The 12,481-nt window shown below is 47.9% G+C and carries 13 protein-coding genes; 10 read left to right on the top strand and 3 right to left on the bottom strand.

Annotated elements, in window-relative coordinates; genetic code table 11:
• Nucleotides 1–90 precede the first annotated feature (90 nt).
• The 8 genes from EOO50_RS06970 (at nt 91) to EOO50_RS07005 (ending at nt 7,969) form a co-directional block, all read left to right on the top strand.
• Complete coding sequence (locus tag EOO50_RS06970; protein ID WP_290838863.1) at nt 91–780, top strand: ABC transporter ATP-binding protein; 690 nt, start codon at nt 91–93, stop codon at nt 778–780.
• Between the two features lie 170 nt (nt 781–950).
• Nucleotides 951–1,520: a cob(I)yrinic acid a,c-diamide adenosyltransferase gene (locus EOO50_RS06975; RefSeq protein ID WP_290838864.1), complete on the top strand. Its 570-nt coding sequence runs from the start codon at nt 951–953 to the stop codon at nt 1,518–1,520.
• Nucleotides 1,521–1,671: 151 nt separating this feature from the next.
• On the top strand, nt 1,672–1,893 hold the full coding sequence (locus EOO50_RS06980; RefSeq protein ID WP_022828503.1) for a DUF2795 domain-containing protein: 222 nt from the start codon (nt 1,672–1,674) through the stop codon (nt 1,891–1,893).
• Nucleotides 1,894–1,981: 88 nt separating this feature from the next.
• Nucleotides 1,982–5,338, top strand: coding sequence for a preprotein translocase subunit SecA (secA, locus tag EOO50_RS06985; RefSeq protein ID WP_290838865.1), 3,357 nt, complete (start codon nt 1,982–1,984; stop codon nt 5,336–5,338).
• Nucleotides 5,339–5,412: 74 nt separating this feature from the next.
• Nucleotides 5,413–5,985, top strand: coding sequence for a hypothetical protein (locus tag EOO50_RS06990; RefSeq protein WP_290838866.1), 573 nt, complete (start codon nt 5,413–5,415; stop codon nt 5,983–5,985).
• Between the two features lie 100 nt (nt 5,986–6,085).
• On the top strand, nt 6,086–6,664 hold the full coding sequence (locus EOO50_RS06995) for a hypothetical protein (protein ID WP_290838867.1): 579 nt from the start codon (nt 6,086–6,088) through the stop codon (nt 6,662–6,664).
• 431 nt (nt 6,665–7,095) lie between these two features.
• Nucleotides 7,096–7,266 (top strand): hypothetical protein, encoded by a 171-nt coding sequence (locus EOO50_RS07000; protein WP_290838869.1) that lies wholly within the window; start codon nt 7,096–7,098, stop codon nt 7,264–7,266.
• Complete coding sequence (locus EOO50_RS07005; protein WP_290838870.1) at nt 7,256–7,969, top strand: VIT family protein; 714 nt, start codon at nt 7,256–7,258, stop codon at nt 7,967–7,969. The genes EOO50_RS07000 and EOO50_RS07005 overlap by 11 nt, the downstream gene beginning before the upstream one ends.
• Here EOO50_RS07005 and EOO50_RS07010 read toward each other — a convergent pair.
• The 3 genes from EOO50_RS07010 to EOO50_RS07020 form a co-directional block, all read right to left on the bottom strand.
• A complete protein-coding gene (locus EOO50_RS07010) occupies nt 7,966–9,378 on the bottom strand; it encodes an FAD-linked oxidase C-terminal domain-containing protein (RefSeq protein WP_290838871.1) in 1,413 nt (470 codons plus the stop codon). The genes EOO50_RS07005 and EOO50_RS07010 overlap by 4 nt on opposite strands.
• A gap of 36 nt (nt 9,379–9,414) precedes the next feature.
• Nucleotides 9,415–10,053, bottom strand: coding sequence for a peroxiredoxin (locus EOO50_RS07015; protein WP_290838872.1), 639 nt, complete (start codon nt 10,051–10,053; stop codon nt 9,415–9,417).
• A 300-nt stretch (nt 10,054–10,353) separates the two neighbouring features.
• Entirely contained in the window at nt 10,354–11,304 is a 951-nt protein-coding gene (locus EOO50_RS07020) for an AEC family transporter (protein ID WP_290838874.1), read from the bottom strand.
• A gap of 81 nt (nt 11,305–11,385) precedes the next feature.
• On the opposite strand from EOO50_RS07020, the gene EOO50_RS07025 reads away from it, so the two are divergent.
• Nucleotides 11,386–11,793: an Rrf2 family transcriptional regulator gene (locus EOO50_RS07025; protein ID WP_290838875.1), complete on the top strand. Its 408-nt coding sequence runs from the start codon at nt 11,386–11,388 to the stop codon at nt 11,791–11,793.
• 39 nt (nt 11,794–11,832) lie between these two features.
• Nucleotides 11,833–12,480: an NAD(P)-dependent oxidoreductase gene (locus tag EOO50_RS07030; RefSeq protein WP_290838877.1), complete on the top strand. Its 648-nt coding sequence runs from the start codon at nt 11,833–11,835 to the stop codon at nt 12,478–12,480.
• Nucleotide 12,481: the final 1 nt, after the last annotated feature.

Consider the following 12,481-nt stretch of genomic DNA (forward strand, 5'->3'; position numbering starts at 1 on the left):
TAGCTATATTGTTGGGATATCCGTATTTCAAAAGAATTTTAAATCTGATGTTGCCGTAATTTTTCTACTTTTAGGCCACAAATCAGCAACATGGCAGAATCGCTTATCCAAATCACCGACATCAAGAGGGATTTCGTTTTAGGAAACGAGATTGTTTACGTCTTAAAAGGAATCGACCTTGAAATAAAAAAAGGTGAATATGTCGCGCTTATGGGACCGTCGGGTTCCGGGAAATCGACATTGATGAACTTGCTTGGCTGTTTGGACACGCCGACGTCAGGTTCCTACATATTGAACGGAAAGGACGTGAGCAAGATGCACGACGATGAATTGGCCGACATCCGAAACAAGGAAATCGGATTCGTCTTCCAAACGTTTAATCTTTTACCGCGAACGACCGCATTGGATAACGTCGCCTTACCGATGGTCTACGCAGGCTACTCCAAAAGCGAACGAAACACCCGTGCCACTGAAGTCTTGACGCAGGTAAATCTTTCTGACAGGATGGATCACCAGCCCAACCAGCTTTCAGGCGGACAACGCCAACGTGTCGCGATCGCGCGCGCTTTGGTGAACAAACCTTCGATCATCCTTGCCGATGAACCGACGGGAAACCTTGACAGTAAAACCTCGGTCGAAATTATGAACCTGTTCGGCGAGATCCACAAAAACGGAAACACCGTAATTCTGGTCACGCATGAGGAAGACATCGCGGCGTATGCGCATCGCGTGATCCGTTTGCGCGATGGGGTTATTGAGAGCGATACCAAAAACGGTTAGTTGTTGATTTGTTTATTTGTTTATGCGTTGATTTGAGTGCGTGTCTTCGGGTGTAAGGATTAGTTTTTAAATCGCGTAAATTCATTGTCTTCCGCCAAAGGCAAAACCAAATCGTGAATCCCAACCTTTTTTCAAATAAACAAATCAACGAATCAACGCTTAAACAACAAATGAAAGTCTACACAAAAACCGGCGACAAAGGAACCACCGCACTCTTCGGCGGCACGCGCGTCCCAAAAGATCATATCCGAATCGAAAGCTACGGCACGGTCGATGAACTAAATTCGCACATCGGACTGATCCGAGACCAGGAGATGAACGAGCATTATAAGGAAATCCTGGTTCGGGTTCAAGACAGATTGTTCACGGCCGGAGCAATTCTCGCGACGCCGCCCGATAAGGAAGTGCTCAAGAATGGAAAACTGCGCCTCGACATCCCGAGGATTACCGAGTCGGACATCGAATTGCTCGAAAATGAAATCGACGCGATGGAAACCGAATTGCCCCCGATGACGCATTTCGTACTCCCCGGCGGACACACCACCGTGTCATATTGTCATATCGCTCGTTGCGTCTGCAGGCGTGCGGAACGACTTTCTGTCCACTTATCGCACAACGAAGACATCGATGAGCTCGTGATCAAGTACCTGAACCGACTTTCTGACTATCTTTTCGTGTTGGCAAGAAAGTTGTCTGCCGATTTGCACGCCGACGAAGTAAAGTGGATTCCCGGAAAATAGGATTTGTTTATTTTTAAGCGTCAAACGATTTTAACTATTTGTAAATCAGGTTTTTAAATCGACGTTCTTGACTTTTTTTAAAATAAATCCATTTTTACTTGACTTTTTGAGTATAAAATTTATTTTTGCATAAAATTAAATCCGACATAAGATGTATTGGACATTAGAATTGGCATCGTATCTAAGCGATGCGCCATGGCCTGCAACAAAAGACGAACTTATTGATTATGCCATTCGAGCAGGTGCGCCGCTTGAGGTAGTAGAGAACCTACAGTCGATAGAAGACGAAGGGGAAATCTACGAATCAATGGAGGAAATCTGGCCAGACTATCCCACAGACGAGGATTATTTGTGGAACGAGGACGAATACTAAGAAAATAAAACTATCATAAAAAGTCTCATTTGAGGCTTTTTTTTTGCTTAAATTTGCACACTTTTATAACAGAATATAACCATCCATCATGAGTTTCATCAATAGCATACTTAAGGTTTTCGTAGGCGACAAATCAGAGAAGGACGTCAAAGCCTTGCAAGGAAACATCACCAAGATAAAAGGGTTCGAGTCAGAGCTTGCTGCGCTTTCCCACGATGAACTCCGCGCTCGCACAACCAAGTTCAAGGCCAAGATCAACGATGCGCGTGCCGAGAAGGACGCCAAGATCGCGTCATTGAAACTTGAAGCCGAAACCATTGAGGACGTAGATAAGAAAGAAGACATTTATTTGGCGATCGACACGCTCGAGAAGGAAGCCTACGAATTGTCGGAAAAAGTATTGAATGAAATCCTTCCCGAAGCATTCGCCGTCGTAAAGGAAACCGCGCGCCGCTTCAAGGAAAACACCGAATTGCGCGTTTCGGCGACACCGCTCGACCGCGAACTTTCGGCTACAAAAACATATATAGAACTCGAAGGAGACACGGCTGTTTGGGCCAATTCATGGAGCGCTGCCGGAAAAGCCATTACTTGGGACATGATCCATTACGATGTGCAGCTTATCGGTGGTATGGTTTTGCACTCAGGTAAAATCGCAGAGATGCAGACGGGTGAAGGAAAGACGCTCGTCGCGACGCTTCCACTCTACTTGAACGCGCTTACCGGAAACGGTGTCCACCTTGTAACCGTGAACGACTATTTGGCCAAGCGTGACAGCACGTGGAAAGCGCCTTTGTTCGAATTCCATGGTTTGACCGTTGATTGTATCGACAACCACCAGCCGAATTCCGACGCCCGACGAAAAGCATACGAAGCCGACATCACCTACGGAACCAACAACGAATTCGGTTTCGATTACCTGCGCGACAACATGGCGCACACGCCTACCGATCTGGTACAGCGCAAACACAATTACGCGATCGTCGATGAGGTCGATTCGGTTTTGATTGACGACGCGAGAACGCCATTGATCATCTCAGGCCCTGTTCCGCAAGGCGACCGTCACGAATTCAACGAATTGAAGCCGAAAATCGAGAAATTGGTCGGAGAACAACGCCAACTCGCAAACAGTTTCCTGACGAACGCGAAAAGACTGATTGCTGAAGGAAATACCAAAGAAGGCGGTTTCAATCTTTTGCGCGCTCACCGTGCATTGCCGAAGAACAAGGCACTCATCAAATTCCTTTCGGAAGAAGGCGTGAAACAATTGCTCCAGAAGACTGAAAATACCTACATGGCCGACAACAACCGCGACATGCACTTGGTTGACGAAGCGTTGTATTTCGTGATCGAAGAGAAAAACAACCAGGTCGAATTGTCCGACAACGGAATCAAATATCTTTCAGCCGATACCGACGACAGTTTCTTCGTGCTTCCAGACATCGGAACTGAAATCGCACGCATCGAGAGACTCGGCCTCGACAAGGATTCGGAAGCTGAGGAAAAAGAAAAACTATTCCAGGATTTCAGCATCAAGAGCGAGCGTATCCACACGCTCACGCAACTTTTGAAAGCCTACGCGCTTTTCGAGAAAGACGTCGAGTACGTGATCATGGAAAACAAGATCATGATCGTAGACGAGCAAACCGGCCGTATCATGGACGGACGTCGTTATTCGGACGGACTGCACCAAGCGATCGAAGCCAAGGAAAACGTAAAAATCGAAGCGGCGACACAGACGTTCGCGACGATCACGCTACAGAATTACTTCAGGATGTACAGCAAACTTTCGGGAATGACGGGAACGGCCGTAACCGAAGCTGGCGAATTCTGGGAAATCTATAAACTCGATGTCGTCGAAATCCCGACCAATCGCGGAATGGCACGTAAAGATCACCAGGATTTGATCTATCGTTCGGTTCGTGAGAAATTTAATGCGGTGATTGATGACGTTTCGAAATTGTCGGCAGAAGGTCGTCCGGTATTGATCGGAACGACGTCGGTCGAAATCTCGGAATTGCTAAGCCGAATGCTCAAGATGCGCAACGTCGCACACAACGTCCTGAACGCTAAACTCCACAAACAGGAAGCCCAGATCGTCGAAGAAGCGGGCAAACCCGGAGTCGTCACGATCGCAACGAACATGGCAGGTCGTGGTACCGACATCAAATTGTCGCCCGAAGTGAAAGCCGCAGGTGGTTTGGCGATCATCGGTACGGAACGTCATGATTCACGTCGCGTCGACCGTCAGCTTAGAGGTCGTTCAGGTCGTCAGGGAGATCCGGGAAGTTCACAGTTTTACGTGTCGCTCGAGGATAACCTGATGCGTTTGTTCGGTTCAGACAGAGTCGCGAAAATCATGGACAGAATGGGCTTGAAGGAAGGCGAAGTCATCCAACACTCGATGATGACCAAATCGATCGAAAGGGCGCAGAAAAAAGTCGAGGAAAACAACTTCGGGATCCGTAAGCGTTTGCTCGAATATGACGACGTGATGAACGCCCAACGTGAAGTGGTTTACAAACGCCGCCGTCACGCGTTGCACGGAGAACGCCTCAAACTCGACATCGCGAATATGATGTACGACACGAGCGAATTGATCGCCACCGAAAACAAACAGACAGGCGATTTCAAGAATTTCGAATTCGAATTGATCCGATATTTTTCAATCACGTCTCCGGTTACCGAGGCCGAATTCTCGAGATCGACTGAAATAGAGCTCGCCGGAAAAATCTACAAAGCCGCTTTGGCCTATTATACTGAGAAAACGGAACGCAGCGCCCGCGAAGCTTTCCCGATCATCAGCAACGTATTCACACAGCCGAACAACCAATTCGAGCGTATCGTGGTTCCGTTCACCGACGGCGTGAAGACGCTCAACGTCGTAACCGATCTCAAGAAAGCGTTCGAGACCGAAGGCCGTGCGCTCATCGCCGATTTCGAAAAGAACATCACGCTTGCGATCGTCGACGAAGCCTGGAAAAAGCATTTGCGCAAGATGGACGAGTTGAAACAATCGGTGCAACTTGCCGTCCACGAGCAGAAAGATCCGTTGCTTATCTACAAATTCGAGGCGTTCAAATTGTTCAGTACGATGCTCAACAACGTGAACAAGGAAGTGATTTCGTTCCTCTTCAAAGGCGATCTGCCACAGCAGAACCAACCTAACATCCAGGAAGCGAGCGAAGTGCAACGCCCGAAAGAAAACTATACGACGTCGAAAGATGAGATCCCGAACTCGGACGAAGCTGCAGCCGCAAGCCGTGAAATCGGACAGACGCAACAGCGCAACGTGACGGAAACGATCGTTCGTGAAATGCCGAAAATCAACCGCAACGACACCGTTACGATCAAACATGTAATGAGCGGAAAAACCGAAACCATGAAATTCAAGAAGGCTGAAACCATGATCGGTTCAGGCGAATGGGTTTTGGTCAACGAATAGATTTTATTCCCGATAAAAATATCCCCGGTCCAAACAGCCGGGGATTTTTTTTACATTTATGGAAACCTTTTCAAATGAAGAAGAAATTAATCCTTTTTGCTTTCCTGCTCGCGGTGACCGCGGGTTTCTCACAAACGATCGAATCGCTCAAATCGCGCACCGAGAAAATGTACGCCGCGACTTCCGGCACCGATTTCAAAACCATCATGGACCTGACATACAATAAAGTATTCGAGTCGGTAGACAAGGCGACGCTTACATCGGCTATGGAAAACATGTTCAGGAACGAATTCATGACGATAAGTTTCCCGAGCCAAAAACCGGTGTTCACGTACGGTCCGATCAAAGAAATCGAAGGCAAGAAATTCAGCGTGATCAAATACAAGAGCGCGATGAAGATGACACTCGCGCAAAAACCTGAAGCCGCAGCCGTGCAAAATATGATCGACGGATTGAAAAGCACGGGCAAGTATTCGACTGTCACGTATGACGAGGCGACGAATAGCCTGAACATCGATGGGGACGCGACATTGATTGCGGTGTCGGACGCGTCGACCAAAAACGAATGGGAATTTGTGAATTACGATAGCGAGGAATTGTTCGCGATGGTGTTCAACGCAAATATTAAAAAAAGTTTAGGGCTTTAATTTTGACGAAAGACGAAAGACGAAAGACGAATGACGAATGACGAATGACGAAAGACGAAAGACGAATAACTAAAGACGAACGACAAACGACAAACGACGAATGAAACGATTCTTGATCTTATTTTTAATGTTGGCCGGATTCACATCGGGCGCTCAAAATCCGGAAATACTTAAAGGCGCCTCGACGCTTTACGATTCGAATTACAACATGGATTTCGAGCCGATCGCTGAAATTACGTATCCGAAAGTCGTGGAACAGGTCGGCGGGCGCGAAAAGTTCCTGGCCAAACTCGACAACGATTATCAGAACGAGAAGTTCAGGAAGCGTTTGCAGCTCACGTCTCCTGTTTTTCAGGTCGGGCCTGAAAAGACGATCGGCGGAAAAAGTTTTTGCGTGGTCTCGTTTCGCAATCCGACGCGTTATTTTTACGAGGATAAACTCGACACCGATGCGATGGCAAAAGAGGTCGCGAACTGGAAGAACATCGCGGCCACGAAGGAAGTCTACGGAGAACCCAACCGCAACAGCATCAACGTGAAACGCGTCTCGTTCATCGTGGCCGTAAAAGACGAAACGACCGGTGGAAACTGGAAGTTCTTCAACCTAGACGACCTTGACCAGCTCGCGGTTTTCGACAATGTAATTTCGGCCGAAACCAAAAAACAGCTCGGCCTTTAAAATGTGAAAGCATTTTTATATTTTTAGCATACGAAAACAGGAAACCAATCCGTTTTCAATCCGTTAACCTAAATACAAAAGTTATGGCAAAAGGAACCGACGCCCGCAAAGAGCAAAAGAAAGAGCCTGCAAAAACCATCAAGGAAAAGAGAGCCGAAAAGCAGGAAAAGAAAAAAAACAAGAAAGATTAAAAGTAAAAACCACCGCAACTACACGGTGGTTTTTCTTTAAAAAAAAACTAAAACAAAAGATAAACGTCATTTCTTCCATGAACTGCGTTTTTCCACTACATTATTGTCTAAACCAAAAATATCGGTTTCACCAAGAGTTCGCAATACGGCATTTGACGTATTTTTTTGGTCGACAGTTTGCCTGGCATGATAAATATCAGCTCGTTTTTGTCAAATCACATTTATCTTTATAAAAAAACAATGGCAACAAGTTGGATAATCATTGCAGGATTTAGCATAGTCGCAATCGTATTGATCGTATATCTCGTGCGACAGAACCGCGAAGATGGGCGCCGATACGAAGAATTTCTAAACAAGCAGGGAAGCGTCGAGGCCGACATCGAGGAAGACGAACCCAACAATGAAAAATAACCGCAACGCGCTTATGGAGTTAGAAAAACACTACGTTAACAGAAGCGGTTGGTTGCGCGCCGCGGTGTTAGGCGCGAACGACGGCATATTGTCAACTACGAGCCTCGCGATAGGTGTCGCGGCCGCAAGCACGACGCGCGAGCCCATCATATTGGCGACTTTGGCCGGATTGGTAGCCGGCGCGCTCTCGATGGCTGCCGGAGAATATGTTTCGGTCAGTTCACAAAGCGATGTCGAAACCGCCGACCTGATACGCGAGAAAAAAGAACTCGAGACGATGCCCGAGGTAGAACTCCACGAACTTGCTAAAATTTACGAGCGACGTGGCCTAACGCCTGAACTTGCGAAAGAGGTCGCTGTGCAACTTACCGAACACGATGCGCTCGAAGCCCACGCCCGAGACGAACTTGGCATTAACGAAATCACCCAAGCGCGTCCACTATTGGCGGCCGGAGCATCGGCTGCATCGTTTATTGTGGGTGGAATGTTGCCGTTCCTGATTGCCCTTTTCGCACCCGTCAATAATATGATTTGGTTCCAATATGGATTTTCGATGGTGTTTTTGGCCGTTTCAGGTTTCGTCGCCGCGAGTGTCGGCGGGTCGGATATCATCAAGTCAGTACTTCGCATTTGCATTTGGGGAACTTTCGCGATGCTGATGTCGGCGTTCGTCGGCTATCTATTCGGCGTGAATGTCGCTTAGATCGCGTCGGGTAATATTTTTCCGGGATTCAATATTCCGTTCGGATCGAAAACCTGCTTGATTCCTTTCATGAGCAACAAAGACGTTTTGCTGAATGCGATGTCCATATAATTTTTCTGGACATAGCCGATGCCGTGTTCACCCGACAACGTTCCTTTCAAAGCGACCGTCAATTCGAAGATTTCGCGGATTCCTTTTGGAACTTCAGTCTTCCACGCTTCGTCGGGCATCTCGCCTTTTACGATGTTCACGTGCAGGTTCCCATCGCCGGCGTGCCCGTAACAAACTGATTTGAAACCGTACTTGTCTCCGATCGACTTTATGCCTTTGAGCAATTTCGGAAGTTCATATCTCGGCACGACCGTATCTTCTTCCTTGTAAATCGAATTCGACTTTACGGCCTCGCCTACCGCGCGACGCAATTTCCACAACGCGTTTTTGTAATCTTCAGTGTCGGCGAACAGGATTTCGTCGATGTTGAATTGCTCGACGACTTCGGTGATTTTTTCGGCTTCCGAGAACAGAACGTCCGGATAATTCCCATCGACCTCGATCAAAAGATGCGCTTCGAGGCCATCTTTGAGCGGAACGTTCACGCCGTCGACGAATTTCATCGTCCATTCGATCGCGTCGCGTTCCATGAACTCGAGCGCGCTTGGGACGATTCCGGCCTTGAAGATCTTGGAAACCGCTTCGCACGCCTGTGTTCCGTCATAAAAAGGAACGAGCATCAGAATATTGTGTTTGTTTTCGGGCAGCAATTTCATGACGATTTTGGTGATGATGCCGAGCGTTCCTTCACTCCCGACCATGAGCTGCGTCAAATTATAGCCAGTCGAATTCTTGAGTGTGTTCGCGCCCGTCCAGATGATTTCGCCATTCGGGAGCACGACTTCGAGATTGAGCACATAATCTTTCGTGACGCCGTACTTAACTGCTCTCGCACCACCAGCATTCTCGGACACGTTTCCGCCGATGAAACAACTTCCGAGCGAACTCGGATCGGGCGGATAAAACAAGCCTTTCTCGGCCACCGCTTCGCGTAAAGTATGCGTAATCACGCCTGGTTCGGTCATCACCTGCAAGTTCTGCTCGTCGATGTGGATGATTTTGTTGAAGCGTTCCATCGACAACGCGATGCCGCCGTAGATCGGCAATGCGCCTCCGCTCAAACCGGTTCGTCCGCCGATCGGAGTTACGGCTACGTTCCATTGGTTGGCGAATTTCAAGATGGTCGAGATCTCCTCGGGCGTTGCAGGTTTTACCACGACCGACGGGGGAAAATTGTAATCCTCGGTCTCATCGTGTCCGTAATCGCGGCGCGTCTCATCGTCCAAAAACAGAAATGATTTCCCAACTACAGCTTCGAGTTGGGAAATCATTTCTGGCGTTATATCGGTGAATTTCATGGAAATCGTTTTGAGTCCCAAAAATACTGATTGTTTTTATTTATTCGGTTGCGGCGTGACGCGCAAATACGGTTTTACGGTTTCGAATCCTTTCGGGAATTTCTGGAGCGCATCTTCGTCAGAGACCGCGGGAACGATTACGACATCTTCGCCGTCTTTCCAGTTTGCGGGCGTCGCGACCTGGTGATAAGCCGTCAATTGCAGGCTGTCGATCACGCGCAACAATTCGTCGAAATTCCTTCCCGTCGAACTTGGATACGTCATCGTCAACTTGATTTTTTTATCGGGCCCGATGATGAATACCGAACGCACCGTGAAGTTCTCGCTCGCGTTCGGATGCAACATGTCGTACAACAGCGCGACCTGTTTCGATTCGTCGGCGATGATCGGGTAATTCACCGTCGTGCCTTGGGTTTCGTTGATGTCCTTCACCCATTGGTAGTGCGAATCGATATTATCGACCGAGAGCGCAATGACTTTCGTGTTGCGTTTTTCGAATTCGGGAATATATTTTGCGACGGTTCCGAGTTCGGTCGTACAGACTGGCGTGAAATCGGCCGGATGCGAGAACAAAACCGCCCAGGAATCGCCGAGCCATTCGTGGAAATTAATCGTGCCTTGCGTGCTTTTCGCAGTAAAATCAGGGGCTATGTCGCCCAAACGTAATGATGCCATGAGTAAATATTTTAGAGGTTATCTCTAAAAGTAGGAATTTTTGGAAAGCGCGTAAGTGGCTGAGTGTGTTAAATTTATTGGAATTGGGAAGCGAAAACGATGTAGTTATTCCTATTGCTATTTTTTTTTATTGGGCGTTGCGCCGGCGGGACGAATCGTGCAAACGCAAAATCAGTTGAACGCCGGCGCCGGGCTGGTGGCACTCGCTTTTTTGCGGGAAAATATGGACAATGTCGGCGAAACGTTTGGCAAAAAGAGCTCAAACAATTGCCACTATCCCTAACGCATATAGTTTCCAAATCAAAATCCGCCTAAAATCCAATACCAAAATCCCAATGTCACGAATGACAACGGAATCCCGATGCCGATCATCATATTGCTCAATTTCGGTTTCAAACCGTGGCTCGACGCGAGAACCGATGCGGTAATCATGGGCGCCATCCCCGATTCCAATATCGAAACATCGACGGTCTGGCCATCGGCGGCGAAGGCTAATTTATAAAGCACGAAGAAAAATAAAGGCGTCAGGAAAAGCTTGAAGAAAAGACCGAGCGTGAGAAAACTCCAGTGCCGGCTGCGTTCTCCGATTTTCAATTGCAGTCCGACGGCGACCAACGCGATCGGAGAAACCGTAGCGCCGAGTTTTTGGAACACGGGCTGCAATATTTCGGAAAAATCGAATTTGAGGATGTTCATCCCAATCGCAACGACAAAAGCCGCAAACGGTGGGAAAAACGCGATTTTGCGTACGATGTCGGAGGCGTTCGGAGTGCCGCGCGAATATAGGGCCGCGACGATGATCCCAAGCGTCGCCATGACCATGAACGAACCGGGTTGATCAACGATGATGGCCGTCTGCAGACCTTGTTTTCCATAAAGCGCCTCGATTATCGGGAAACCGACGAACGATGTGTTTCCCAGTCCGCCGAGTAAGATCAGGCAGCCCGTGAGTTTTTTCGACCACCTGAAAATCTTGGCGAGTGTCGCGAAAAATGCCCAAGACAATAAAAATCCGACCCACGCAATACCGAGCGGAAACAGTAATTCGGTCGAAATCTCGATCTTCGGGATATAAAAAAGCGCCAATGCCGGAAGCGAGATGTAAATTACGAATTGGTTGAGCGCGACATGGCTGTTTGCAGGAAACGCTTTCACATATTGGAGCGCGACGCCTATGCCAAGGCAGATAAATAAAAGAAAAATGCTGTCCATCGCCGTAAAGGTACGCGGTTTGATTTTAACGCATTTCATCGATTTTAACGAAATTTTAGATAGGCACTCGATGAACGGTAACACGTTAGCCCTACTTTCGTAAACATAAATATTACAGTAATGATCTCAGGTAAATTCGCAATCACGCTTCACATTCTCACTTTGCTTTCCAAGCATCCTGAGGAATTTTTGTCTAGCGAGTACATTGCCGGAAGCCTGAACATGAATCCTGTTTTGGTGCGAAAGGAAATCGCCAACCTCAAGAGAAACAACATCGTAGAGAGCCGAGAAGGTAAAAATGGAGGTACGCGTTTGTTGCAACCTGCTGCCGGAATTACGCTCGAGGATATCTTTAGGATGACGTTCGAGAACGTGACGCTTGGCTTTTCGAAGAACAACCCGAACCCGAATTGTCCCGTCGGAAAAAGCATCAACAAGAACCTTCAAAACCTTTATGATGACCTAAACGATAACATCAGCAAACAGCTAAGCGAGGTTTCTTTGCGTAATTTTGCCGATACATTCTAAAATTTTTTACCCTAAACTGTAACTTAATTTATTGCAAATATGAAGATAGCTATTATCGGTGCGACCGGATTTGTGGGAACCGCCATTGCGAACGAACTCGCCCAACGTGGAAACGATGTCACGGCGATTTCGAGAAATCCGAAGTCGGACGAAACAGAAAGTATAACTTCGGTCAAAGCCGACGTCACCAATATCGACGAACTCGCGAGCGCTTTGTCAGGTCACGACGCGGTGATCAGCGCATATAATCCGGGTTGGACGAATCCGAACATCTACGACGATTTCATTTCTGGATCTCAGGCGATTCAGAAAGCGGTGAAGCAATCAGGTGTCGAAAGATTTATCGTCATCGGAGGCGGCGGAAGCCTGTTCGTCGCGCCCGGAGTCCAGGCCGTCGATACGCCCGACTTTCCTAAAGAATACTACGCGGGAGCTTCGGCTGCACGTGATTACCTGAACATCATCCGCGAGGAAAAGGAATTGGATTGGGCGTTCTTCAGTCCGGCTTTTGAAATGCATCCCGGAATCGAAACGGGACGAACCGGCAAATACCGCCTCGGCCTTGAAAATCCGGTGTTCGATGAGAACAAACGCAGCATTTTATCGGTTCAGGATCTGGCCGTCGTGATCGCCGACGAAACCGAAAAGCCGGCTCACCACCGCGAGCGTTTTACGGCCGCCTATTAAT

The sequence above is a fragment of the Flavobacterium sp. genome (genome assembly GCF_004211145.1).
Classification (GTDB): Bacteria; Bacteroidota; Bacteroidia; order Flavobacteriales; family Flavobacteriaceae; genus Flavobacterium.

Excerpts from the sequence above, each read along its gene's own strand:
- EOO50_RS06970 (WP_290838863.1), top strand. The coding sequence starts at position 91 with ATGGCAGAATCGCTTATCCAAATCACCGACATCAAGAGGGATTTCGTT.
- EOO50_RS06975 (WP_290838864.1), top strand. The coding sequence starts at position 951 with ATGAAAGTCTACACAAAAACCGGCGACAAAGGAACCACCGCACTCTTC.
- EOO50_RS06980 (WP_022828503.1), top strand. The coding sequence starts at position 1,672 with ATGTATTGGACATTAGAATTGGCATCGTATCTAAGCGATGCGCCATGG.
- secA (WP_290838865.1), top strand. The coding sequence starts at position 1,982 with ATGAGTTTCATCAATAGCATACTTAAGGTTTTCGTAGGCGACAAATCA.
- EOO50_RS06990 (WP_290838866.1), top strand. The coding sequence starts at position 5,413 with ATGAAGAAGAAATTAATCCTTTTTGCTTTCCTGCTCGCGGTGACCGCG.
- EOO50_RS06995 (WP_290838867.1), top strand. The coding sequence starts at position 6,086 with ATGAAACGATTCTTGATCTTATTTTTAATGTTGGCCGGATTCACATCG.
- EOO50_RS07000 (WP_290838869.1), top strand. The coding sequence starts at position 7,096 with ATGGCAACAAGTTGGATAATCATTGCAGGATTTAGCATAGTCGCAATC.
- EOO50_RS07005 (WP_290838870.1), top strand. The coding sequence starts at position 7,256 with ATGAAAAATAACCGCAACGCGCTTATGGAGTTAGAAAAACACTACGTT.
- EOO50_RS07010 (WP_290838871.1), bottom strand. The coding sequence starts at position 9,378 with ATGAAATTCACCGATATAACGCCAGAAATGATTTCCCAACTCGAAGCT.
- EOO50_RS07015 (WP_290838872.1), bottom strand. The coding sequence starts at position 10,053 with ATGGCATCATTACGTTTGGGCGACATAGCCCCTGATTTTACTGCGAAA.
- EOO50_RS07020 (WP_290838874.1), bottom strand. The coding sequence starts at position 11,304 with ATGAAATGCGTTAAAATCAAACCGCGTACCTTTACGGCGATGGACAGC.
- EOO50_RS07025 (WP_290838875.1), top strand. The coding sequence starts at position 11,386 with ATGATCTCAGGTAAATTCGCAATCACGCTTCACATTCTCACTTTGCTT.
- EOO50_RS07030 (WP_290838877.1), top strand. The coding sequence starts at position 11,833 with ATGAAGATAGCTATTATCGGTGCGACCGGATTTGTGGGAACCGCCATT.